We start from the raw sequence: 24197 nt of genomic DNA, 5'->3' as shown, positions 1-24197 counted from the left end.
AGCGCCCGGCCGAATGCGGCTCGGACATGCATGAAGGCGGGCGTTTAGCACTCAAGCGCGATCAGCAAAAGTGGTTTCCGGTTTTGCGTCCGATCGTGCGTTGGAAGGGTGGCGCGATCAGCAAAAGTGGAATCCGGTTGTGAGCGCGCTCCCTATTAGTTGAAACAGCGCGAGCTCGCCTTCCGGCGCGAATGCTTGCGTCATCGTTTCGGCTGGCGTAATGAGGCGCCGCGCCAACGGGTCCTTGCAGTCTTCGCCCGCTGGAACGGCACCGCACGGCATCCACCAAATGCCATATCCTGTGACAGAGCCCCGACGCGACATGCCGGAGATATCCATCGTCATTCCTTGCAGGAACGAGGCGGCGAACCTGCCGCTCCTGCTCGACGAGATCGGCGCCGCGATGGCTGGGCGCGACTTCGAGGTGATCGTCGTCGACGACGGATCGACCGACGAGACGTCAGCGGTGCTTGCGGCCGAGGCGGCGCTTCGCCCGTTTCCGCTGCGTCACCTCAGGCACCAGAAATCCGCCGGCCAGTCGCTCTCGGTGCGCTCCGGCGCCTGGGCGGCGCGCGGCACTATCGTCGCCACGATCGATGGCGACGGCCAGAACGACCCGCAATACATTCCGGTGCTCGTCGACGCGTTGCGGCAAGCCGGTCCCGATTTCGGCGCGTCGCAGGGACAGCGCCTGAAGCGCCGCGACAGCAAGATCAAGCAACTGGCTTCTCGTTTCGCCAACTGGCTGAGAAACGCGATCCTGCATGACGAGACCCGCGACACCGGCTGCGGCCTGAAGGCGATCCATACGGATATCCTCAGGAAATTGCCGTTCTTCGATGGCACGCACCGCTTCGTTCCGGCGCTGGTCATCCAGGAAGGATATCGCGTCGTTCATTGCGACGTCGTCGACCGTTCGCGCCGTCACGGCAAGTCGAATTACGGCATTTTCGACCGCGGCCTGCAGGGCGCGCTCGATCTCGTTGGCGTCTGGTGGCTGCGCCGCCGGCGTCGCAGAATGCCCAAGGCAGAGGAAATCAGGCATGGCTAACGTGCTTCAGGAATTGGCGACGTGGTTCCATCAGGTTTTCGTCAAACAATTCGACGCCTGGGTTCTGCTCGGCTTTGTCGCCCAGTTCTTCTTCTCCATGCGCTTCGTGGTGCAGTGGATCGCGTCGGAAAGAGCCAAGCGCAGCGTCGTGCCGATCGCCTTCTGGTTCTTTTCGCTAGGCGGCGGCGGCCTGCTGCTGGTCTACGCCATCCAGCGCGAGGATCCGGTGTTCATCGCCGGCCAGAGTTTGGGCATGTTCATCTATATCCGCAATCTCTGGCTGATCGCCAATGAGCGCAAGGCGGCGATGACGAAGGTCGACTGAGAAATCCGTCTCATCAGGGCAAGTGATCCGGTGGCTGAATGAACAGGAACATCCTCTTTCTCTTCCTGTTCAGTCTGTTGATGACGGTTTGCGGGCTGGCGACCATGCCGCCGCTCGATCGCGACGAACCGCGTTTCGTTCAGGCCACCAAGCAGATGGTCGAGACCGGCGACTATGTCGACATCCGCTTTCAGCAAGCTTCCCGCTACCAGAAGCCGATCGGCATCTACTGGCTGCAATCGGCGGCTGTCGCGCTGAGCGGAAAGGGCGCCGAAGCGCCGATCTGGGTGTATCGCCTGGTCTCCGCCCTGGGCATTGCCATCGCTGTCGCGGCGATCGCCTGGACAGGCGCCAATCTTTTCGGAACCAGCGCCGGTTTGGCCGCCGGCCTGGTGATGGCTGCGATCTTTGCGACCGCTTTCGAGGGGCGCGATGCCAAGACCGATGCAATGCTGCTGGCCTGCTGCGTGCTGGCGCAAGGCGCACTGGCGCAGATCTATGTGGCCTCGCGCCGCAACGAAGCGATCGCCAACCATCTGCCATGGATATTCTGGGCGGCTCAGGGCGCGGCGATCCTCATCAAGGGGCCGATCGCGCCGCTGCTTTCGACTCTGACCGTCGTCGTGCTGTTCGCCTTCGAGCGGGACTGGCGCTGGCTGTCGAAGTTGAAGGCCGCGCGGGGGCTCGCTCTGGTGTTGCTGATCGTGCTGCCCTGGCTCATCCTCATCACCTGGAAAAGCGGCGGCGCTTTCCTGCAGCAGGCCGTCGGCAAGGATATGCTCGGCAAGGTCGCGCAGGGCGAGGAATCGCATGGGCTTCCGCCCGGCTTCTACATGCTGACCTATTCGCTGTTCATGTGGCCCTTCGGCCTGATTGCCGTCGGCGCCGGGCTTCAGGCCCTCAATCGTCTGCGCGATGATCCGCGCCTTCGCTTCTGCCTTGCCTGGTATATCCCCTTCTGGCTTCTGTTCGAGCTGATCCCCACCAAACTGCCGCATTATGTCCTGCCGGCCTATCCCGGCATGGCGCTGCTGGTCGGCTGGCTTTTGACGTTGCAGCCGCAAGAGGCGAATGCGCCGCTCAGGCGCTGGCAAAATTGGCTGTGGTGGGCGACCGCCTTTGGCTTCGTGCTGGTCACGGCGGGCCTTGCCGTGCTCTGCGTGGCCGCGCCCATCCACTTTGCCGGCACCTTCTCGTGGTGGAGCATTCCGGCTGCCGCCGCGGCACTCGCGGCCGGCTATCTCGGCTTCTCCCGGCAACTGCAGGTGCCGATCGGCCGTATCGGGGCAATCGCGATTTGTGCGGGCGTTGCCTATGCTTTGCTGTTCGGTGTCATCGCGCCGTCATTGAAACCGATTTGGATGAGTCCTCAGATTGAGGCTGCGGTTCGTGCGAATCGTCCCTGTGAGACGACGGTGCTCGCCTCCGCGGACTATCACGAACCAAGCCTGGTATTTTTGGTAGGCACGAACACGATTCTGACCGATGTCGATGGGGCTGCACAACATCTGCTTGCCGATCCTGCCTGCGCGCTGGCGCTGGCGCCGATCGGGGAAGAAAAAACGCTGGACGGCCTTCTGGCAGGACAGTCGGCGAGCCGTGTCGCCCGGATCGACGGCATCAATTATTCGTCGGGAGAAAAACTGTCGCTCGGCCTCTACCGTATGGCGAAATGACGGCGCTGCGACGATCGTTGCGAGCCTCGCATGCTGGTGAGATCTCCGGTGCCTGCGGCTGCCGTGCTCGGTCGATCGCTAGACAATTTCCGTGATACCGCCCAGATCGTCGCAAAGCGCCTTGTCACCCGTGCCCCGCATTATCCGCAGATCCTGTGGTCGATTTGGGCCGTGGCCTGGCTTTTGCTGACCATAGCGGTGTTGATCCGTTTCGACGATGAGGCGGGGAAGTTGTGGGGGCGGTGGTCCGCCGGCTTCATCGATCTCACCGACTTTTTTACTGTCTTTGGCCTGGGCGGCTGGTACCTCATTCCGTCGGCACTCCTGCTGCTGGCCGCAAATCTGACGGACTGGCGCAGCCTTTCCAGGCGATCGCTGATGCTCCTCTATAACTGGACCTGCCTTGCTTTTCTGATGCTGAGCGCCGTTGGCCTTTCCGGCCTGACCGTCAATTTGTTGAAATATGGCATTGGCCGGGCGAGGCCGGTCTATTTCAACCACCTCGGCGATTTGTCGCTGCATCCTTTCGCCATGGATGCGCGCTTCGCCAGCTTCCCGTCCGGCCATGCCACGAATATGGGGGCTGTGTTCGCCATCGTGCTGCTCTTGTTTCCGGAACGCAAATATATCGCATTGGCGCTCGCTTTGTGGGTGGCATCGACGCGGATCTTTGTCGGCGCGCACTATCCGAGCGACACCGTCGCCGGCTTCGGCCTTGGCTGCGCCATCGCCGTGGCTTGTGCGCTGGTCTTCGCCCGGCTTGGATTTATCTTCCGTCGAACGACGGTCGGATTGCCGGTTCGCAAGAGGACGTTTCGGCTGCTATGGCCAAGCCGAAAGCCGGATCGTTCCGGCACCGCGCAACAAGCAAATTTTGGGCTTCAAGCCACACTATAGCGCCGCTCATCCTGGCAACGCAGGTGACGTAGCACTTTGCTGGCAGGGCATGGATTCGGGCTCCGAATGCTCGTAAGATTACACTTTTCTGGCTGTGGCCCTGCTTGTGATGCTCCGTCGGTCTCTCGGCAATTTTCGTGATACGTTCAAGATAATACGAAGGCGCTTTGTCGCACGTCCGGCCAATTATCCACAATTCCCCTGGCCAGTCCTGGTGGGCGTCTATCTGCTTTTGACCGCTGCCAGCATGGTTTTCCTGGATGGTATTGCCGTCAGTTGGCGGGACCGCTGGCCGAACGGCTTTGTCGCGGTCGCCAACGATTTCACCAGTTTCGGTTTGGGCGGCTGGTATCTCATCCCGCCCCTGGTGCTGTTCGTGCCGGCCAATCTGCTGGACTGGAGGGCTCTTTCAAGACGTTGGCGCTTGGTCGCATACAACTGGACCTGCTTCGCCTTCTTCGTGCTGAGCGCCGCCGGTTTGTCAGGGCTGACGGTGACGGTCCTGAAGCACGTTTTCGGCCGTGGCCGGCCGGTCCTGGACCTGGGGTTGTTCTCGTTCCGCCCATTCGAGTTCGACCCGTATTTCGCCAGTTTCCCGTCCGGCCATGCAACGAATGTGGGCATGCTTGCGGCTGTGGTGATCCTTCTTTACCCGGCATGGGGGAAATACGTTGTTCTGCCCCTCACCATGTGGATAGCGGCGACGCGGATTGTGGTCGGCGCGCACTATCCAAGCGATACGATCGCTGGCTTCGGCCTCGGCATCGCTTGCACCATCGTTACGGCGACGATCTTTGCCCGGCTCGGTTTCATCTTCCGGCAAACGGCGGCGGGGCTGCCAGTCCGCAAGAAGACATTCAGGCTGCTCGCGGCAGGGCGGAAGCCGGCAAGCCCGCCGCGGATGCCTTTCCCGGAGGCAGCCGGCTCCTGAGAGGCGCTACTTGATATCCAGTCCACCCCAGGATCGCACCATGCGGGCCATATCTCTTGCGGTAGAACCTTCGCTCGCGGTCTGACCTTCACTCTCCAGCCCCTCGGCGACACCGACGCGGTCGGCGGTTGGCCGGTTCTGGCTGACCTTCCACTTGCCGCTGATATCCGTGATCTCGATTTCCAGCCCGACAATGCCCTTGATCTGCGACTGGATGAAGGCCGGCGGCGCATCGGTCACAGCCCAGGGCGCTTCGCGGGCGCCTTCCTGCAACACTGTCAGGTCGGAAATCTGCTGCGCCAGCCAGTCCCCATCCTCGATCACCTTGACCATGCCGCGCACCTGGACGATGGCGTAGTTCCAAGTCGGCACGACCTTGCCGGTCTCGCGCTTGGTCTCATACCAGGATGGCGTCACATAGGCATCGGTGCCCTGAAAGACGACCAGCACGGGTGAGAATGGATTGTCGGCCAGCAGGCGCCACTGCGGATTGGCCTTGGCCAGATGCGCGCGCAGCCTGCCCTTCGGCGGCACATCTGCGTTGGGCAGGGAGGGGGCATCGAGCAGGAAGGGGATCGCATTAGCGATTGGCCCCTCGGCGCCATTGGAGATCAGCAGCCCGAGCGGGTGCGCCCGTACCAGCCCGTGCAGGATTTCCTGCCGCGTCTCCTGGAAATGGGGAGGCTGGTACATCGGATCCGCTTCTATCTCAACCGCTTCGGCCGTGGGTCGGACAATTCGCCGGCGAGCCGCCGATCGAGATAGCCCGCGCATTCCTCGAGCAGAAGCTCAGCGTCATTGGAAAAGAAATGGTTGGCGCCGGGCAGGGTCTTCTGGGTGATGGTGATGCCCTTTTGCGTATGCAGCTTGTCGACCAGCCCCTGCACATCCTTGGGTGGCGCCACCTTGTCGGCATCGCCATGGATGATCAGGCCGGAAGACGGGCAAGGCGCCAGGAACGAGAAATCATAGGTGTTGGGCTGCGGCGCGATCGAGATGAAGCCTTCGATCTCCGGCCGGCGCATCAGAAGCTGCATGCCGATCCATGAACCGAACGAATAGCCGGCGACCCAGCAGCTTTTGGAATCCGGATGCAGCGACTGCACCCAGTCGAGTGCCGCGGCCGCATCCGACAATTCGCCGGTGCCATGGTCGAATTCACCCTGGCTGCGGCCGATGCCGCGGAAATTGAAGCGAAGCGTGGTGAAATCCCGCTTCTGGAACATATAGAAGAGGTCGTAGACGATCTTGTTGTTCATCGTGCCGCCGAACTGCGGGTGCGGATGCAGCACAATGGCAATCGGCGCGCTCTTTTCCTTGGAGGGCTGGTAGCGACCCTCCAGGCGGCCGGCCGGACCGGTGAAAATGACCTCAGGCATAAAATACTCCAATTGCATAAGAATGCGCGGCGCCGAAACAACTCTTCCTCTGGCCCCCAGCCTTTCCCAGGCCTTGACGCAGGGCGAGCGTCTTCTTAGAAGCTAGTTTAGAATTGTTCAAAACTGAGTGGCCAAAAAATCATGGCTCGGCCACCCACGCCGCAAGCCGCGTAAATAGGACGGCTTGCCTTGCAATTTCAAGGAAATAACGCGCTATCCTCGCGGAATGGCTCTTGAGGGACCGATCGAAACTAAAAATGGCAGGAACACGCGCCTATCTCGACTACAATGCCAGCGCGCCGCTGCTGTCCACGGCGCGTGACGCAATGATTACCGCGCTTGATGTCGCTGCCAATCCCTCGTCGGTCCATGCCGAGGGCCGCGCCGCACGGCGGCTGATCGAGAATGCAAGGCGCGACGTCGCCGCCCTGGTCAATGCCAGACCCGAGCATGTCGTGTTCACATCCGGAGCGACGGAAGCCGCTTCGACGCTGCTGACCGCTGATTGGCAGATGGGCCGCGGCACCGTGCGCATGAGCCAGGTCTATGTCTCGGAAGCCGACCATCCCTGCATCCTGAATGGCGGGCACTTCCCGGCAGTCCAAGTGACGCGCATCGGCGTTGACGCCAACGGCATCGCCGATTTGACGGCTTTGGCGGCGGCCCTCGGCAGTCATGGCAAGACCGACGGCTTGCCGCTGGTTGCGATCCATGCCGCCAACAACGAGACCGGCGTCATCCAGCCAGTCGGCCGCATTGCCGAGATCGTCAAGGCGGCGGGCGGCATCCTCGTCGTCGACGCCGTGCAGGCAGCGGGCCGCATTCCGATCGACATGTCAGCGGGTTATGCCGATTATTTGATTCTGTCCTCGCATAAGATCGGCGGCCCCAAGGGCGTTGGCGCCATTGTCGCGGCCTCCGACCTGATGATGCCCCGGCCTTTGATCACCGGCGGTGGCCAGGAAAAAGGCCATCGAGGCGGCACCGAGAACCTGGCCGCAATTGCGGGTTTTGGCGCGGCCGCGCGGGAAGCCCTGATCGGATTGAAGAGCATCGATGCGGTGGGTCGGCGCCGCGACGAGATCGAGGCCATCGTGAAAACGCTGGCGCCGGATGCGGAAATCTTTGGAACCGGCGCGCCGAGGCTTGCCAATACGACATTCTTCGCTATTGCGGGCATCAAGGCCGAGACGGCGCAGATCGCCTTCGATCTGGCCGGTGTGGCGTTGTCGGCCGGTTCAGCCTGCTCGTCTGGCAAAGTTGGTCCAAGCCATGTGCTGAAGGCTATGGGGCATAGTGACAGCCTTGGCGCCCTGCGCGTGTCCATCGGTCACGCAACCGGCGCCGAGGACATCGAACTGTTCCGGACCGCGCTGGCGGGTATCGCGTCGCGCAGGGCGGGCAGGGAAAAAGCTGCTTGAGGGCGGCCGGAGCATCGAACCGAAAAGTGTGAAGCGGTTTTCGGTTCGATGCTCGAAGAAAAAGGAATACGGGGGCCGCAAAGGCCTGGTAGAGCCGTGCGTTTCATGCTGGCCGGGTGAATTTCCGGCGGAGGCGCACTATATGGAACTTACGCCGCCTCGGAGCGCACATGGCTGCTCGTTAGCGGTGCCATAGTTTGAAAACTGTCGGGCCTTGACCCCGGCGTGGATGGAGAACGCATATGCCTGCTGTGCAGGACACGATCGATCGGGTCCGAAAGATCGACGTCGACCAATATAAATATGGATTCCAGACCGAAATCGCGATGGACAAGGCCCCCAAGGGCCTGAGCGAAGACATCATCCGTTTCATTTCGGCCAAGAAGGACGAACCGTCCTGGATGCTCGAATGGCGTCTGGGGGCCTATCGGCGCTGGCTGACGCTGGACGAGCCGACCTGGGCGCGCGTCCACTATCCGAAGATCGATTTCCAGGACATCTATTATTACGCGGCGCCCAAGAGTACGCCCGGCCCGACCTCGCTCAGCGATGTCGATCCCGAACTCTTGAAGGTCTATGAAAAGCTCGGCATTCCGCTGAAGGAACAGGAAATCCTCGCCGGCGTGCAGAAGACCGACGTGTCGGAATTCGAGGAGGCCAGCGACAACGTCTACAAGTCGGGCCGCGTCGCTGTCGACGCGGTGTTCGATTCCGTCTCCGTCGTCACCACCTTCAAGAAGGAACTGGCGCAGGCCGGCGTCATCTTCTGCTCGATCTCGGAAGCGATCCGCGAGCATCCTGAACTGGTGCAGAAATATCTCGGCTCGGTCGTGCCGACCTCCGACAATTTCTACGCCACGTTGAATTCGGCCGTGTTCACCGACGGCTCCTTCGTCTTCGTGCCCAAGGGCGTGCGCTGCCCGATGGAACTGTCGACCTATTTCCGCATGAACGAGAAGAATACCGGCCAGTTCGAGCGCACGCTGATCATCGCCGAGGAGGGGGCTTACGTCTCCTATCTCGAAGGCTGCACGGCGCCGCAGCGCGACGAGAACCAGCTTCACGCAGCGGTGGTCGAACTGGTCGCGCTCGACGATGCCGAGATCAAATATTCGACCGTGCAGAACTGGTACCCCGGCGACGCCGAGGGCAAGGGCGGCATCTACAATTTCGTCACCAAGCGTGGCGACTGCCGTGGCGACCGTTCGAAGATTTCGTGGACACAGGTCGAGACCGGCTCGGCCATCACCTGGAAATATCCGAGCTGCATCCTGCGCGGCGACGATTCCAGCGGCGAGTTCTATTCGATCGCCGTATCGAACGGCTACCAGCAGGTCGACTCGGGGACCAAGATGATCCATCTCGGCAAGAACACGTCGAGCCGCATCATCTCCAAGGGCATCGCCGCCGGCTTCTCGCAGAACACCTATCGCGGCCAGGTCTCGGCGCACCGCAAGGCGGCCAACGCCCGCAACTTCACCAACTGCGATTCTTTGCTGATCGGCGACCAGTGCGGCGCACACACCGTACCTTACATGGAAGCCAAGAACTCGACGGCGCAGTTCGAACACGAAGCGACGACGTCGAAAATTTCCGAGGACCAGAAGTTCTACGTCATGCAGCGTGGCATCCCCGAGGAAGAGGCGATCGCGCTGATCGTCAACGGCTTCGTCAAGGACGTCATCCAGCAGCTGCCGATGGAATTCGCGGTCGAGGCGCAGAAGCTGATCGGCATCAGCCTCGAGGGCTCGGTCGGCTGACCGGACAAGATATTCAGGAAAGAAAAAATGCTTGAAATCAGAAACCTGCATGCCCGCATCGTCGATGACGGCACCGAGATCATCCGCGGCCTGAACCTGACGGTGAAAGCCGGCGAGGTTGCCGCGATCATGGGCCCGAACGGCTCGGGCAAGTCGACGCTGTCCTATATCCTTGCCGGGCGCGAGGACTATGAGGTGACCGAAGGCGATATCCTCTACAACGGCCAGTCGATCCTTGAAATGGATCCGGCCGAGCGCGCGACAGCGGGCATCTTCCTGGCGTTCCAGTATCCGATGGAGATACCGGGCGTCGCGACGATGGAATTCCTGAAAGTGGCGATGAACGAGCAGCGCAAGGCGCGCGGCGAAGACCCTTTGAAGATCCCGGAATTCCTGAAGCGCGTGAAGGAGGCGGCCGCGTCGCTCAACATGGACATGGCGATGCTGAAGCGGCCGCTCAACGTCGGCTTCTCCGGCGGCGAGAAGAAGCGCGCCGAGATCCTGCAGATGAAGCTCCTGGAGCCGAAGCTCTGCGTGCTCGACGAGACCGATTCAGGTCTCGACATCGATGCGCTGAAGATCGTCTCGGACGGTGTCAACGCCCTGCGCTCGCCAGACCGCGCCATCGTCGTCATCACCCATTACCAGCGACTGCTCGAACACATCGTACCGGACTCGGTGCACGTGCTTTACAGGGGTCAGGTGATCAAGTCCGGCGACAAGTCGCTGGCGCTCGACCTCGAAGCCAATGGCTATGCCGGCGTGATCGGCGAAGCCGCGTGAGATGCCAGAAGGCCAGGCAAGCAAGGCGATACTGATGAATATGCACACTCAACCCCAGCGGACCCCGGCGGAGACGGCGCTGATCGACGCCTTCGGCGAGCGGCTGTCGCTGCTGCCCGGCGACGGCGCGGTGATGCTGAAGCGCGACGACGCCATCGAGGCGATCAAGCACGGCCTGCCGACGCGGCGCATCGAATCCTGGCACTACACCGATTTGCGCCGGCTGCTGAACGTGGTGCCGGACTTCGATCTGGCTGCCGCCGCGAAAGCCATTTCGCCGATCGTTGAGGGTTCCGCCATTCTGCCGGTGCTGAACGGCGTGTCGAGCGCGAAGCCTCCCGTTATCGAAGGCGTGACTGTCCAGCGCCTGTCGGAGAAGCTCACCGACGGCAGCGTAGCCCCCGGGCTCGATCCGTATGGAACCGATGACGCCATCGGCGCGCTGAACACCGCCTTCGTCGCCGACGGTTATTTCGTCGACATCGCCGACGGCGCCGAGCTGGAAAAGCCGCTCGAACTGCAGAATTTGCAGGCTGGCGGCCAGACCCATGTGCGTCTGCTGACGCGCGTCGGCGTCGGCGCCAAGGCTGTCATTGTCGAGCGTCAGACGGGCGAGGGCGCGGCACTGGTCAGTTCGGTCAGCCAGCTCGTGCTTGGCGAAGGCGCCGAGGTGACATGGCTGATCGTCCAGGAGCAGCCGGACACGGCAACGCATCTTGCCCAGTTCAAGGCGCATCTCGGCAAGAACTCGAAACTGACATTGTTCGTCATGAACGCCGGCGGCAAGCTTGTGCGCCAGGAGGTCGTCGTCAGGACGACAGGCGAGGGCGCTGATTTCACGCTGCGCGGCATCAACCTGCTCGCCGGCGACACGCATACCGACGTCACCATGGTGCTTGACCACGCCGTGCCGCATACGACTTCAACGGAAGTGATCCGCAACGTGGTGACAGGCAAGGCGCGCGGCGTCTTCCAGGGACGCATCAACGTCCACCAATATGCGCAGAAGACCAACGCCAAGATGGCCTGCAACACGCTGCTGCTGTCGGACGATGGCGAGTTCTCGACCAAGCCGGAGCTGGAGATCTTCGCCGACGATGTCGTCTGCGGTCACGGCGCGACCGTCACCGAGATCGACCACAACCATCTCTTCTACCTGATGGCGCGCGGCATCGACGAGAAGACCGCGCGGGGACTGCTGGTGAAAGCCTTCGTCGCCGAGGTGATCGAGGAGCTGGACGACGAGGCCATCGTCGAGGCGCTGGAAGCGCGGCTCGACGATTGGTTTTTGACGCACGGGTAAGCGCCTGACCTTCTCCCCTTGTGGGTCCGAAGGACGGGCGAGGCAAGTGGCTCGCCCCCGGGGCAGTGGATCGGCGCTCAGCGCCGAGACGGACAAGGGTGTTGGAAGGATCGCGGCCTTGGCCGACAAGGACTTCGAAATGGACCAGAAAGTCGAAAACATCCCCTATGACGTCGAGGCAATCCGCCGCGACTTCCCGATCCTGTCGCGTGAAGTCTACGGCAAGCCGCTGGTCTATCTCGACAATGGCGCTTCGGCACAGAAGCCGCAGGCCGTGCTCGACGCCATCCAGCACGCCTATTCCCAGGAATACGCCAACGTCCATCGCGGCCTGCATTTCCTGTCCAATGCGGCGACGGATGCCTATGAAAAGGCGCGCGAGACGGTGCGCCGTTTCCTCAATGCCCCCAGCACAGACAACATCGTCTTCACCTCCAACACCACTTCGGCGATCAACACGGTCGCCTATGGCTACGGCATGCCCAATATCGGCGAGGGCGACGAAATCGTCCTGTCGATCATGGAGCACCATTCCAACATCGTGCCCTGGCATTTCATCCGCGAGCGGCAGGGCGCCAGGCTGGTCTGGGTGCCGGTCGACGATCTCGGCGTCTTCCACATCGAGGAGTTCGAAAAGCGGCTGACCGACCGCACCAAGCTGGTCGCCATCACCCAGATGTCAAATGCGCTGGGCACGGTGACACCGATCAAGGAGATCGTGCGCATCGCGCATGCGCGCGGCATTCCGGTGCTGGTCGACGGCAGCCAGAGTGCTGTCCATTTGCCGATCGACGTGCAGGATCTTGACTGCGATTTCTTCGTCTTCACCGGCCACAAGGTCTACGGCCCCTCGGGCATCGGCGTGCTCTACGGCAAGAAGGACATTCTCGCGGGCATGCGCCCGTTCATGGGCGGCGGCGAGATGATCGAGGAAGTGACGGAGGACATCGTCACCTACAACGAGCCGCCGCACCGTTTCGAGGCCGGCACGCCGCCGATCGTGCAGGCGATCGGCCTGGGCGCAGCGCTCGACTACATGGAAAAGATCGGCCGCGAGCGCATCGCCGCCCACGAGGCCGACCTGAAGGACTATGCGCATGAGCGGCTGAGAAGCATCAATTCGCTGCGCATCTTCGGCGATGCGCCGGGCAAGGGCGCCATCATTTCCTTCGAACTGCAGGGCATCCATGCCCATGACGTGTCGATGGTGATCGATCGGCAGGGCGTTGCGGTGCGCGCGGGCACCCATTGCGCCCAGCCGCTGTTGAAACGCTTTGGCGTAACCTCCACATGCAGGGCATCGTTTGGCATGTATAATACCAGGGCCGAAGTCGATGCTTTGGCGGATGCGCTCGAAAAAGCGCGAAAGTTCTTCGGGTGACGATCATGGACGATGCACGCCATACCGCTGAGACCACTTCGGAAACGGCCACCAATGCCGTGGTCTCCGCCTCCGCTATTCCCGCCGATGAACTGGCGCGGCTGACCGACGACATCGTCTCGGCGCTGAAGACGGTCTATGACCCGGAAATTCCCGCTGACATCTACGAACTCGGCCTCGTCTACAAGATCGACATCGAGGACGACCGCTCGGTCAAGATCGACATGACACTGACCGCGCCCGGCTGCCCGGTGGCCGGCGAAATGCCCGGCTGGGTGGAAAATGCCGTCGGCGCCGTCGAAGGCGTGTCCGGCGTCGAGGTCAACATGACCTTCGACCCGCCCTGGTCGCCCGACCGCATGTCGGAAGAGGCGCAGGTGGCGGTTGGCTGGTATTAGAGGGCGCACTTGCGCCAGGTAGAAAACTTCACCATTTTAGGTGAGGAATCATTCGGCAGGCCTTGAACCTGCACAGAATGGAGAAGGAAAATATGGGACGCTTCGCCGTCATCACGATGACCGAAAAGGCCGCCGACCGGGTGCGCGAGATCGTGGCCACGCGTGAAAACGCGCATGGCATTCGCCTCGGTATCAAGAAGGGCGGCTGCGCCGGCATGGAATATACGGTCGACCTGGTGACCGAGCCCAACACCAAGGACGACCATATCGAGCGCGACGGCGCCCATGTCTATGTCGCGCCGGAGGCGGCACTTTTCCTGTTCGGCACCGAGATGGATTTCGAGCAGACGACGCTGCGCACCGGCTTCACCTTCAGGAACCCGAACCAGAGCTCGGCCTGTGGCTGTGGCGAATCCGTCGAACTGAAGCCGGCCGACCTGAAGGCCTTGGCCGAGGCGCGCGCTTCGGCCTGAGCTTTTCTTCGCCCCGTTTACGGGGAGAAGGGACTTAGTCCACCCACATCCCCGTTCGCTTGTGCCAGTCAGCGATCGACTCCTCAGGATAGACTTCGAAAACCTTGTCGCCTTTGCCGATGTCGGGCTCGACCCAGTTTGCCTTGTATTTCAGCATCAGATGCACCTTCTCCGGCGGCTTCGGCAACTCGCTGTCGATCGCCGAGGCGAAGGGATGCACCAGCTCCGGCCAGGTCGGATCGTAGAGCCAGAGTGCGGACCCACATTTCCTGCAGAAATTACGCTCGCCTGACGAGATCTCGCATTGCGGATGCTCGTCATCCTCGATCTCGGCCCGGTAGACGCCGAGATTGCGTTTGCCGATTATCTTCAGCGTCTCGTAGTCGGCGCCGAGATTGATGGCGAAGCCGCCACCGCCCTGCTGCTTGCGGCAGATCGAGCAGTAGCACAGCATGAACGGCACCGGCGTGTGGCTTTCCACCTCGAAGCGGACGGCATTGCACCGGCAGGACCCTTTGAGCAGTAGCGGCATGGCAAAACTCCGACGAATTGGCTCTCAACCTGTCAGCATGGTTTTGGTTGCGGCGATGACAAGACCAAATCCCGATGACATGATCACGATATGGACAATGAACGCATCGCCGAGCTTTTCGAGGGGCTCGGCCCGGTCAGCATACGCAAGCTGTTCGGCGGCAAGGGGATCTATTTCGACGGCGTCATCGTCGCGATCGTTCTGCGCGGCGAACTGTTGCTGAAGGCTGATGCCGAAAGCGCGCCCGATTTTGAAGCCGCCGGCTGCCGGCAATGGACTTATACCGGCTCGCGGCACGGCAAGCTGGTCTCGATGCCCTATTGGAGCATTCCCGACAGCGCTTTCGACGACCCGGACGAGATGGCGGTCTGGGCGCGCCGGGCCTACGACGCGGGACGGCGGGCCGGAAAGTGATTTGCGCCGCCGGCCACAGGCAAAAAATTCGGATTTGAATCCTCACCCTTGTCCCAGCGCTCAAGTCACTTCTTGCGCTTTGGGCACAAGGGCCAGCGCTTCGGCAAAGGCCACCGCCGTGAAGGCCGGCGCAAGCTCGGCGCTTTCGCTGGCAAGCATCGCTGCGGCAGCGCCTTCGCGCAGCGCCGCACGCAGTGTCTGGCCGTGGAGCAGGGCAGCTACGGTGGCACCGGCGAGCGCGTCGCTGGCACCGGCGGCATCCACGATTTTTCGCGTCGGGGGCAGGATCGAGAAAGCGCCGGCCTCATCGAAGCCTAGCACCAAACCATCGCCCGCCATCACCACGCCGCTTCTGAGGCCGGCGCGCCTCAACCCGCCGACGAGGTCTTGATCCGTGGCGTCGGCGCCGGCCAACGCGATGGCCTCGCGCCGATCCATGACGGCCAGCGCCAGGCTGCCGAGCACCGGTGCCAACCGCAGCGCCTTGTCCGGCGAAACGGCGATGGCGAAGATGGGCTTGCCGGCGGCGAGACCCACCAGCCGCTCAAGTGCTGCGGACGGCAGGTTCGCATCGCATAGGATTGCATCCGCGGCGGTGATCGCCTCGCGCACCTTGGCGCGGCGGATCTGCTTGGGCAGCGCCAGGTCGTAGAGCGCCATGTCGGCAATGCCGGCGATCGGCGCGCCGTCGCGGTCGAGCAGCACAGTGTGGCTGGGCGTCGCGCGGTCGAGGAACACCGCCGACAAATCGGCAATGCCTGCCGCGGCGATGGCCCTTGAAACCGTGTCGGCCAGCGCATCGCCGCCGCGCACCGAAAGCAGCGAGCCGGAGGCGCCGCGTCGCATGGCGCAGCAAAGCGCGTTGAACGCATTGCCGCCGACATCCTCACGCATGGTACCGGGGTTCGACGCGGCTGGCACATAGTTCCCCGAAACCCGGCCGCGCCGGTCGATATGGGCGGCGCCTACGGCCAGGATTGTCGGAGATTTCGTCATGCTGCGGTTATGCGCCTTGTTATCTGTCCGGCGCCGACACTAGGCTGACCAAGAATTGGCTGCAATCGAGGCAGCGATTCGGAAGACCGGCTCGACGACGAATCCTTGACTATGCGGGATACATCCGAACCTGAATTCGTGAAACAAAAAAAGAACAAATCCGGATATTTATTGTTTTTCAGATATTTGATGCCTCTTGCCAAACGAGAACAAAAAAGGTACAAATTAGCAAGGATTACGGATTGTCCGGCCTTCATTGACGACCAAGGGGTGATGTATCATGGCTCAGAATTCTTTGCGGCTTGTAGAGGACAAAGCGGTGGACAAATCAAAGGCTCTGGACGCGGCGCTGTCGCAAATCGAGCGTGCTTTCGGCAAGGGCTCGATCATGCGGCTCGGCGCGAACGAGCAGGTCGTCGAGATCGAAACCGTGCCGACCGGCTCGCTTGGTCTTGACATCGCGCTTGGCGTCGGTGGCCTGCCGCGCGGCCGTATCGTCGAAATCTACGGGCCGGAAAGCTCGGGCAAGACGACGCTGGCGCTGCACACAGTGGCCGAAGCTCAGAAGAAGGGCGGCATCTGCGCCTTTGTCGATGCCGAACACGCGCTTGACCCGGTCTATGCCCGCAAGCTCGGCGTTGATCTGGAAAACCTCCTGATCTCGCAGCCCGACACCGGTGAGCAGGCGCTGGAGATCTGCGACACGCTGGTGCGCTCCGGCGCCATCGACGTGCTGGTGGTCGATTCGGTTGCGGCACTGACGCCGCGCGCCGAAATCGAGGGCGAGATGGGCGATTCGCTGCCCGGCCTGCAGGCCCGCCTGATGAGCCAGGCGCTGCGCAAGCTGACCGCCTCGATCTCGCGCTCCAATACCATGGTCATCTTCATCAACCAGATCCGCATGAAGATCGGCGTCATGTTCGGTTCGCCCGAGACCACGACCGGCGGCAATGCGCTGAAATTCTATGCTTCGGTGCGCCTCGACATCCGTCGCATCGGTTCGGTCAAGGATCGCGACGAGGTCGTCGGCAACCAGACCCGCGTCAAGGTGGTCAAGAACAAGCTGGCACCGCCCTTCAAGGTGGTCGAGTTCGACATCATGTATGGCGAGGGCGTGTCCAAGACCGGCGAGCTGGTCGACCTTGGCGTCAAGGCCGGCGTGGTCGAGAAGTCGGGCGCCTGGTTCTCCTACAATTCGCAGCGTCTCGGCCAGGGTCGCGAGAATGCCAAATTGTTCCTGCGTGACAATCCCGATACGGCGCGCGAGATCGAATTGGCGCTACGGCAGAATGCTGGACTGATCGCCGAGAAATTCCTCGAAAATGGTGGTTCCGAAGGCGGAGACGATGGTTTCGAGGACGAAGCCGGTGCTATGTAAGGCCTCAGTGGTGGTCGGAGTTTGGCCATAATCTCGGCTCATCACCTCCAGCTTATGTAATCGAGTTCTGTATCTTTGCGTTTCAAACCGCCGGCCTAGCGCCGGCGGTTTGCGTTTCAGCCGTAGTGCGGAGACGACCGGCAAGCCGCGTGAATTGGCCCATTCCGTGTTTCTGGACAGGGTGCAACGCGGCGGCTAAAAGGCCATGTCCATTGCCGTCGGCCGAGCCGGCGGTTCTCTCAAAAAGGCAGTATTATTCATGAGTGGCGTGAACGAGATCCGGTCGACATTCCTCGACTATTTCCGCAAGGAGGGTCACGAGGTCGTCGCGTCGAGCCCGCTGGTGCCGCGCAACGACCCGACGCTGATGTTCACCAATGCCGGCATGGTGCAGTTCAAGAACGTCTTCACCGGTCTGGAAAAGCGGCCCTATTCGCGTGCCACGACCGCTCAGAAGAGTGTTCGCGCCGGCGGCAAGCACAACGACCTCGACAATGTCGGCTACACAGCACGCCACCTGACCTTCTTCGAGATGCTCGGCAATTTCTCGTTCGGCGATTATTTCAAGGAGCGCGCCATCGAGCTCGCCTGGAACCTGATCACCAGGGAGTTCGGGCTTAAGAGGGACAAGCTGCTGGTCACCGTCTATCACACCGACGACGAGGCAGCCGGCTTCTGGAAGAAGATCGCCGGTTTTTCCGACGACCGCATCATCCGCATCCCGACCTCGGACAATTTCTGGGCGATGGGCGACACCGGACCGTGCGGGCCGTGCTCGGAGATTTTTATCGACCGTGGCGAGCATATCTGGGGCGGCCCTCCCGGCAGCCCCGAGGAGGATGGCGACCGTTTCCTCGAATTCTGGAACCTGGTGTTCATGCAGTATGAACAGGTGACGAAGGACGAGCGCATCGACCTGCCGCGCCCATCGATCGACACCGGCATGGGCCTGGAGCGCATGGCCTCGATCTTGCAAGGGGTGGAAAGCGTCTTCGAGACCGACCTGTTCCGTCACCTGATCGACGCTGCGTCGTCGGCGCTCGGCCGCGGTCCGGATGCCGACACTGTCGCATCGTTCCGCGTCATCGCCGACCATCTGCGTTCGTCCTGCTTCCTGGTCGCCGACGGCGTGCTGCCGTCCAATGAAGGCCGCGGCTATGTGCTTCGTCGCATCATGCGTCGCGCCATGCGCCATGCGCAGTTGCTCGGCGCCCGCGATCCCCTGATGTGGCGCCTGGTGCCGGCGCTGGTGCGCGAGATGGGCCAGGCCTACCCGGAACTCGTGCGCGGCGAACAGATGATCACCGAGACGCTGAAGCTTGAGGAAACCCGTTTCCGCAAGACGCTGGTGCGCGGCCTGGGCCTGCTTTCGGAGGCGACGGAAAAGCTCGGCGCCGGCGACATGCTGGATGGCGAGACGGCCTTCAAGCTCTACGACACCTATGGCTTTCCGCTCGATCTGACGCAGGACGCGCTGCGCCAGCGCAACATCTCGGTCGACCTTGCCGGTTTCACCGATGCGATGGAGCGGCAGCGGGCCGAGGCGCGCAAGAGCTGGGCTGGTTCCGGCGAGGCCGCGACCGAAACGGTGTGGTTCCCGGTGCGCGAGAAGACCGGTGCCACCGAGTTCCTCGGCTATGAGACCGAGCAGGCGGAAGGCCTCATCCAGGCGCTGGTCAGGGACGGCAAGACCGTCGACAGCGCCGCCAAGGGCGACACTGTCGCCGTGGTCGTCAACCAGACGCCGTTCTACGGCGAGTCCGGTGGCCAGATGGGCGATACCGGCACCATTTCGGGCGAAGGGTTTTCGATCGAGATCGCCGATACGCAGAAGAAGGCCGATGGGCTGTTCGTGCATCTCGGCAAGGTGGTCAGCGGCACGGTCAAGACGGGCGCGACCGTCGAGCTGAAGGTCGATCATGCGCGCCGCTCCAGGCTGCGCGCGAACCATTCCGCCACGCATTTGATCCATGAGGCGCTGCGCGAGGTGCTGGGCACCCATGTCGCGCAGAAGGGCTCGCTGGTGGCGCCCGAGCGCCTGCGCTTCGACATCTCGCACAACAAGCCGATCTCGCCCGACGAACTCGAAGAGGTCGAGCGCATGGCGAACGAGATCGTCGTGCAGAACAGCCCAGTGAGCACGCGGCTGATGTCGGTCGACGACGCCATTGCCGAAGGCGCCATGGCGCTGTTTGGCGAGAAATATGGCGATGAAGTGCGCGTCGTCTCGATGGGCACGGGCCTGCATGGCGCCAAGGCCAACCGGCCCTATTCGGTCGAGCTCTGCGGCGGCACCCATGTCAGGGCGACCGGCGATATCGGTCTGGTGCGCATCGTGTCGGACGGTGCGGTCGCCGCCGGCGTGCGCCGCATCGAGGCTTTGACCGGCGAGGCCGCGCGCAGGCATCTCGACGAGCAGGACAGACGACTGAAGGCGGCGGCGGCGACGCTGAAGATATCGCCGGCCGACGTACCGGCGCGCGTCGAAGCGCTGCTCGACGAGCGCAAGAAGCTCGAGAAGGAGCTGACCGAAGCGCGCAAGAAGCTGGCGTTGGGCGGTGGCGCGGCGGCAGGAGCACCGGCCGAAAACGAGACGGTCGCCGGTGTCGGTTTCCTCGGCAAGGCGGTCTCCGGCGTCGCGCCGAAGGACCTGAAGCCGCTGGCCGATGCCGGCAAAACGTCGCTCGGCTCCGGCGTCGTCGTCTTCGTCGGCGCTGGCGAGGATAATAAGGCAAGCGTCGTGGTCGCCGTCACCGATGACCTCATCGGCCGCTTCAGCGCCGTCGACCTGGTTCGCGTGGCGTCCGCCGCGCTTGGCGGGCAGGGCGGCGGCGGCCGCCCCGACATGGCCCAGGCCGGCGGCCCCGATGCCTCGAAGGCCGGCGATGCGATCGCCGCGGTGAGGGCGGCGCTGGAAGCGGCTTGATCGGGTAGGAGAATTATCGCAAGGCCCGGAGGGACAGCACCCCCCTCTGTCCTGCAGGACAGAGGGGCTGTCCCTCGGCCTCTCGCACATTTTTCAATCAGCCTTTTCGGTTCGCGCAAAGCTCGGGCGGGCTGCGAAGCGCGCGTACCACTCCTGGATATCCGCGAACTCGGCCAACAGCTTCCGCCCTTCGTCGACCTTCACGAAATAGCCGATGATCGGCGCGGCATGCAGGTCGGCCAGCGTCAGTTGCTCTCCCAGCAGCCACGGCCCGGTGGCTTTCAGCGAGGTGAGCACGCGAAGCACCGTGGCCGCCTGGCCAAGTCCGGCGGCGATCAGCGCCTCGTCCGGTGTCGTCTTCTCCAGCCGTTCGACGGCGACATCCCAGACCATTGCCCGATAGCCATAGGCGTCGAGCATGCCAGCGATCTGGTTCGTCCTGGCGCGGGCACGTGCCTCCACCGGTTGCAGTGCCGGCCCATCAAACGCCTCATCGACATAGCGGGCGATTGCCCCGCTCTCATGCAGGCGAAACCCTTCATGCTCGAAGGCCGGAATGCGGCCGAACGGATGATGCTCGAAATACCAGCCGGGAATGCCGTCCTCGGCAAAGACATCGACCGGCACGAGCTCGTAGTCGATGCCCTTTTCCTCGAGCGCGAGGCGGACAATGCGCACATAGACGCTGTAGTCCGCCCCGTAGACGACGGGCTTGCTCATGCCGCCTGTCCGATCAAGCCATCGCCTTCTGCAAATTCTCGTCGATCTTGTCGAGGAAGCCGGTGGTCGAAAGCCAGGGCTGGTCGGGGCCGATCAGCAGCGACAGGTCCTTGGTCATGAAGCCGGCCTCGACAGTGTTGATGCAGACCTTTTCCAGCGTCTCGGCAAAGCGCTTCAGTTCGGCATTGTCGTCGAGCTTGGCGCGATGAGCGAGGCCGCGTGTCCAGGCGAAGATCGAGGCGATCGAATTGGTCGAGGTCTCCTCGCCCTTCTGATGCTGGCGATAGTGGCGGGTGACGGTGCCGTGCGCGGCCTCAGCCTCCACCGTCTTGCCGTCCGGTGTCATCAGCACCGAGGTCATCAGGCCGAGCGAACCGAAGCCTTGCGCCACCGTGTCGGACTGCACGTCGCCGTCATAGTTCTTACAGGCCCAGACATAGCCGCCCGACCATTTCAGGCTGGAGGCCACCATGTCGTCGATCAGCCGGTGCTCGTACCAGAGCTTCTTGGCCTTGAATTCAGCCTCGAACTCCGCCTCGTAAACCTCCTGGAAGATGTCCTTGAAGCGGCCGTCATAGGCCTTGAGGATGGTGTTCTTGGTCGAGAGATAGACCGGATAGTTGCGCAGCAGGCCGTAATTCAGCGAGGCGCGGGCGAATTCGCGGATCGACTCGTCGAGATTGTACATGGCCATGGCAACGCCGGCGGCTGGCGCGTCGAACACGTCGTGCTCGATCACCTTGCCGTCCTCCCCGACGAACTTGATCGTCAGCTTGCCCTTGCCGGAAAAGCGGAAGTCGGTGGCGCGGTACTGGTCGCCGAAGGCGTGGCGGCCGACGATGATCGGCTTGGTCCAGCCGGGCACCAGGCGCGGCACGTTCTTCATGATGATGGGTTCGCGAAAGATGGTGCCGCCGAGGATATTGCGGATAGTGCCGTTCGGCGACTTCCACATCTTCTTCAGCTTGAACTCCTCGACGCGCTGCTCGTCGGGCGTGATCGTCGCGCATTTCACGCCGACGCCGTATTTCTTGATGGCGTTGGCCGCGTCGATGGTCACCTGGTCGCCGGTGGCGTCGCGGTGCTCGACGCCGAGGTCATAATATTCGAGCTTCAGGTCGAGATAAGGGTGGATCAGCTTGTCCTTGATGAACTGCCAGATGATGCGGGTCATCTCGTCGCCGTCGAGTTCGACGACCGGGTTCGCCACCTTGATCTTCGCCATGGAAAGAATGCCTCGTTGTTGGGGATCGGAACGGCCTTGCCCGCATGGCTTTCGGCCGGGGATGCGCAGCGTATATCAAAGCCTTTTTGAGCGCGCAAACGGCGATCCGTCACGATGCGGGTAGCACACGGCAGATCGGCTTATGCAGTGCGCGATATGTCTGGCAGTTTCCCGAGGAGATTTTGAGATGCGATAGGCGGGCCGACCTCACATATGCGTCTGCGCTGGGGCTGAGACAACCGTTGGAGGAGGCGGAGGATTCTTTGGTGCGTACCAGCGAATGCCGGTCGCGGTCACAAGCAGGCAGATGGAGATCCAAGTAAGGGTCCGCGAACATTTCAGGCGGCCGGCCGACGTGCTGACAAGCTGATTGTATTCTGTGACTCTTTCGCCGACATCCGGCCTGATGGTTACCGTCGATGCCTCGCCGGCACGGGCCGCGCTGTTCAGCGCAAACCCGGCAGCGCCTAGCGACAGAAGGACCAACAGCCCATAGCCGTAGTTCCAATAGGCTTTTAGCGCGGCTACAGACTCGTCCGAACTGATTATGGTCGCGGCGCCGAACAGACCGATGATCGCGGATATGGTGGTTTGCCAATGCTGAGCGGTTGTCCGCAAAGTAGGCAATTGGTTGGCTATGGCGTCATCCGCCCACTTATTGGCCAAGCGCTCCTTTTCCGACAGAGGGTTGCCGGTTTCAATCTTGTAACCTGCCGCATCGTCCTGCTCCTCGTTCATTTCGGCGCGACCTTCAGAACCGGCGTAATTTCAAGGACGCCGCTCGCGCCGCAGCCGGTTGTGCCGGCAGGCGCTCCCGCATGGAGCAAGCCACAACCGCACCGCCACGCGTATCTTATGGTCTCGGGCGCGAAGGCCTGCACGACAACATCTGAAATATCTTTGAGGAAGGCATGACGGCATCGCGGACACGCGCCGGTCAGCATTGACTTTTCCAAGCTGCCTTCGCGCCGCTTGGTGATGGTGAAGCTGCCGACAGCAGTATCCCAATCAGGCGGGGTGCCTTCCTCATAGGGAACGGGCTTCTCCTGCTTGCCTTTCCTCGACATGCGACACCCCCTTGTCTGGCACAGGAATACCATAAGCGACGTAAAGCGTCATCAATTGCGCGGGCGACAACCCTCGCCCTCGCAGGTCGCGGGCGAGTGCCGCTTCCCTGAACAAAGAAACACCTGTGACCGTGTCCAGCCATAGTTTTAACGCAGCAATGCGGGCCTGCCGTTTGTTTGTCGTCGACGACGAGGCTCCGCGTGGGGTGGGAGATGCCAGGCGATCGGCTTCCTCGGGGTCGCCCAGAGCGAGGCATGCCATGCCGAGGCGCAGGTCGGGCACGGGATGCGTCCATGCGAGCGTCTCGTCCGAGTGGCTTGCCTTGAACCAGAAAAGGCAGGCCTGGATTGCCAGCGCCGAGGCCGCACCGGCGGCGTAGGCAAACGCCAGATCCTCATCCTGGTCGAGCGGCGCCAATGCGCGCAGCAGGCGGAAGGCTGCCTTATCCGCCGACGTTTCGGCCTCGTGGCTGATCATTTCTGGCTCAGCGGCCGAGACTTCGAACGGTCCCGGTGTGGCGCTGGCGGCCTGCAACAGGTCCGCATGGCCTAATTCGTGCGCGATTACGTAGGCGAGACCTGCGAGTGTAGCCACGCGCCGGAAGCGCTCACGCTTGCCCCAATGGACAAGCACGGTTTTGTAAAGCGGAACGGGTTCGCCGCCGACAAACTCATCGATCATCGCCAGATATTCGCCTCGCGCTTGGTCGACGGTCAGGCGATCCTCGCCCCAGCGCGCTTCGTCGCCGGTAATGCTCCCGAGGCAAGAGCAAAGGAGGTGGATCAGCAAGCGAAGATGCGTAAGCATGCCCAGGTTTACGCGGATGAGAGCGCCGCTCTCCCCCATCGCGCAACTGGCGCTTGGCAATCTTTCCGGCCACCATCGCACCAGGACCTGCGGCAAGTCGGGATTTGCACCGCAAAGCTGGTTGGACAATGCGGCGAGCGCCTCCATGGCGGCCTTGCCGTTGCCCGACAAGGCTGGCGCCGAGGCATAGTCACGCAGAACCTGGTTGGGCGCTCCATTGTCCCGCATCAACTTGGCTGTGAGTCGCTGATATTCGTCTTCAAGAGCGAGCGCCTGCGCAAGGAGCGCTGGCCCGTCTGGCAAGCTCCTGAGCACTTTTTCGTAGCGCTCTTCCAGTGTCGAAGGCATGGGCA

General features: G+C 62.3%; 24 protein-coding genes. 15 read left to right on the top strand and 9 right to left on the bottom strand.

The window, feature by feature from the left end; genetic code table 11:
- Window positions 1-322: 322 nt before the first annotated feature.
- The 5 genes from OHD62_RS18425 (at window position 323) to OHD62_RS18405 (ending at window position 4880) form a co-directional block, all read left to right on the top strand.
- Window positions 323-1051, top strand: a complete 729-nt coding sequence (locus OHD62_RS18425; protein WP_263784538.1) for a glycosyltransferase family 2 protein — start codon at window positions 323-325, stop codon at window positions 1049-1051.
- Entirely contained in the window at window positions 1044-1376 is a 333-nt protein-coding gene (locus OHD62_RS18420) for a lipid-A-disaccharide synthase N-terminal domain-containing protein (RefSeq protein WP_263784536.1), read from the top strand. The genes OHD62_RS18425 and OHD62_RS18420 overlap by 8 nt, the downstream gene beginning before the upstream one ends.
- Window positions 1377-1414: 38 nt before the next feature.
- The gene (locus OHD62_RS18415; protein ID WP_263784534.1) at window positions 1415-3052 is read left to right on the top strand and encodes an ArnT family glycosyltransferase; all 1638 of its coding nucleotides are present in this window, start codon (window positions 1415-1417) and stop codon (window positions 3050-3052) included.
- Window positions 3053-3082: 30 nt separating this feature from the next.
- Window positions 3083-3949 carry a phosphatase PAP2 family protein gene (locus OHD62_RS18410; protein ID WP_263784533.1) on the top strand — a complete coding sequence of 289 codons (867 nt, stop codon included), beginning with the start codon at window positions 3083-3085 and terminating at the stop codon, window positions 3947-3949.
- A gap of 214 nt (window positions 3950-4163) precedes the next feature.
- Complete coding sequence (locus OHD62_RS18405) at window positions 4164-4880, top strand: phosphatase PAP2 family protein (protein WP_263784531.1); 717 nt, start codon at window positions 4164-4166, stop codon at window positions 4878-4880.
- A gap of 6 nt (window positions 4881-4886) precedes the next feature.
- Here OHD62_RS18405 and OHD62_RS18400 read toward each other — a convergent pair whose 3' ends face one another.
- Both OHD62_RS18400 and OHD62_RS18395 read right to left on the bottom strand, forming a co-directional pair.
- Window positions 4887-5573, bottom strand: a complete 687-nt coding sequence (locus OHD62_RS18400) for an FMN-binding negative transcriptional regulator (RefSeq protein ID WP_263784529.1) — start codon at window positions 5571-5573, stop codon at window positions 4887-4889.
- Window positions 5574-5584: 11 nt separating this feature from the next.
- Window positions 5585-6259 carry an alpha/beta hydrolase gene (locus OHD62_RS18395; RefSeq protein WP_263784526.1) on the bottom strand — a complete coding sequence of 225 codons (675 nt, stop codon included), beginning with the start codon at window positions 6257-6259 and terminating at the stop codon, window positions 5585-5587.
- Window positions 6260-6516: 257 nt separating this feature from the next.
- Here OHD62_RS18395 and OHD62_RS18390 point away from each other — a divergent pair, with 257 nt between their 5' ends.
- The 7 genes from OHD62_RS18390 to sufA all read left to right on the top strand — a co-directional run bounded on the left by OHD62_RS18390 (window position 6517) and on the right by sufA (window position 13778).
- Window positions 6517-7680 (top strand): cysteine desulfurase family protein, encoded by a 1164-nt coding sequence (locus tag OHD62_RS18390; RefSeq protein WP_263784524.1) that lies wholly within the window; start codon window positions 6517-6519, stop codon window positions 7678-7680.
- A gap of 242 nt (window positions 7681-7922) precedes the next feature.
- Window positions 7923-9440, top strand: coding sequence for a Fe-S cluster assembly protein SufB (gene sufB, locus OHD62_RS18385; RefSeq protein WP_263784522.1), 1518 nt, complete (start codon window positions 7923-7925; stop codon window positions 9438-9440).
- 27 nt (window positions 9441-9467) lie between these two features.
- Entirely contained in the window at window positions 9468-10223 is a 756-nt protein-coding gene (sufC, locus tag OHD62_RS18380; RefSeq protein WP_263784520.1) for a Fe-S cluster assembly ATPase SufC, read from the top strand.
- A gap of 34 nt (window positions 10224-10257) precedes the next feature.
- Entirely contained in the window at window positions 10258-11526 is a 1269-nt protein-coding gene (sufD, locus tag OHD62_RS18375) for a Fe-S cluster assembly protein SufD (RefSeq protein ID WP_263784518.1), read from the top strand.
- A gap of 139 nt (window positions 11527-11665) precedes the next feature.
- Window positions 11666-12907, top strand: coding sequence for a cysteine desulfurase (locus OHD62_RS18370; protein ID WP_263786718.1), 1242 nt, complete (start codon window positions 11666-11668; stop codon window positions 12905-12907).
- 5 nt (window positions 12908-12912) lie between these two features.
- Window positions 12913-13305, top strand: a complete 393-nt coding sequence (locus tag OHD62_RS18365) for an SUF system Fe-S cluster assembly protein (RefSeq protein ID WP_263784516.1) — start codon at window positions 12913-12915, stop codon at window positions 13303-13305.
- A 92-nt stretch (window positions 13306-13397) separates the two neighbouring features.
- Window positions 13398-13778 carry a Fe-S cluster assembly scaffold SufA gene (gene sufA / locus OHD62_RS18360; RefSeq protein ID WP_006206001.1) on the top strand — a complete coding sequence of 127 codons (381 nt, stop codon included), beginning with the start codon at window positions 13398-13400 and terminating at the stop codon, window positions 13776-13778.
- Window positions 13779-13812: 34 nt separating this feature from the next.
- On the opposite strand, the gene OHD62_RS18355 is transcribed toward sufA, so the two are convergent.
- A complete protein-coding gene (locus OHD62_RS18355; protein ID WP_263784453.1) occupies window positions 13813-14310 on the bottom strand; it encodes a GFA family protein in 498 nt (165 codons plus the stop codon).
- A 90-nt stretch (window positions 14311-14400) separates the two neighbouring features.
- On the opposite strand from OHD62_RS18355, the gene OHD62_RS18350 reads away from it, so the two are divergent.
- The gene (locus tag OHD62_RS18350; RefSeq protein WP_263784451.1) at window positions 14401-14724 is read left to right on the top strand and encodes a TfoX/Sxy family protein; all 324 of its coding nucleotides are present in this window, start codon (window positions 14401-14403) and stop codon (window positions 14722-14724) included.
- A gap of 60 nt (window positions 14725-14784) precedes the next feature.
- Here the strand turns inward: OHD62_RS18350 and OHD62_RS18345 are convergent, their stop codons facing one another.
- On the bottom strand, window positions 14785-15720 hold the full coding sequence (locus OHD62_RS18345; protein ID WP_263784449.1) for a carbohydrate kinase family protein: 936 nt from the start codon (window positions 15718-15720) through the stop codon (window positions 14785-14787).
- A 280-nt stretch (window positions 15721-16000) separates the two neighbouring features.
- Between OHD62_RS18345 and recA the strand changes: the two genes are divergently transcribed.
- Window positions 16001-17098, top strand: coding sequence for a recombinase RecA (gene recA, locus OHD62_RS18340; RefSeq protein WP_008875470.1), 1098 nt, complete (start codon window positions 16001-16003; stop codon window positions 17096-17098).
- Between the two features lie 259 nt (window positions 17099-17357).
- Window positions 17358-20024, top strand: coding sequence for an alanine--tRNA ligase (gene alaS / locus OHD62_RS18335; protein WP_263784388.1), 2667 nt, complete (start codon window positions 17358-17360; stop codon window positions 20022-20024).
- A 93-nt stretch (window positions 20025-20117) separates the two neighbouring features.
- On the opposite strand, the gene OHD62_RS18330 is transcribed toward alaS, so the two are convergent.
- The 5 genes from OHD62_RS18330 to OHD62_RS18310 all read right to left on the bottom strand — a co-directional run bounded on the left by OHD62_RS18330 (window position 20118) and on the right by OHD62_RS18310 (window position 24015).
- Window positions 20118-20744: a glutathione S-transferase family protein gene (locus tag OHD62_RS18330; RefSeq protein ID WP_263784387.1), complete on the bottom strand. Its 627-nt coding sequence runs from the start codon at window positions 20742-20744 to the stop codon at window positions 20118-20120.
- A gap of 13 nt (window positions 20745-20757) precedes the next feature.
- On the bottom strand, window positions 20758-21969 hold the full coding sequence (locus tag OHD62_RS18325) for an NADP-dependent isocitrate dehydrogenase (protein ID WP_263784385.1): 1212 nt from the start codon (window positions 21967-21969) through the stop codon (window positions 20758-20760).
- A gap of 207 nt (window positions 21970-22176) precedes the next feature.
- A complete protein-coding gene (locus tag OHD62_RS18320) occupies window positions 22177-22707 on the bottom strand; it encodes a hypothetical protein (protein WP_263784383.1) in 531 nt (176 codons plus the stop codon).
- The gene (locus tag OHD62_RS18315; protein ID WP_263784381.1) at window positions 22704-23036 is read right to left on the bottom strand and encodes a hypothetical protein; all 333 of its coding nucleotides are present in this window, start codon (window positions 23034-23036) and stop codon (window positions 22704-22706) included. The genes OHD62_RS18320 and OHD62_RS18315 overlap by 4 nt, the downstream gene beginning before the upstream one ends.
- Window positions 22996-24015: a hypothetical protein gene (locus tag OHD62_RS18310; RefSeq protein ID WP_263784379.1), complete on the bottom strand. Its 1020-nt coding sequence runs from the start codon at window positions 24013-24015 to the stop codon at window positions 22996-22998. Before OHD62_RS18310 ends, OHD62_RS18315 begins: the two co-directional genes overlap by 41 nt.
- Window positions 24016-24197 lie beyond the last annotated feature (182 nt).

The organism is Mesorhizobium sp. YC-39 (assembly GCF_025753795.1).
In the GTDB taxonomy this organism is placed as follows: domain Bacteria; phylum Pseudomonadota; class Alphaproteobacteria; order Rhizobiales; family Rhizobiaceae; genus Mesorhizobium.
The sequence above is the reverse complement of the archived record's forward strand: the minus strand, read 5'-3'. Positions and strand labels throughout refer to the sequence as shown.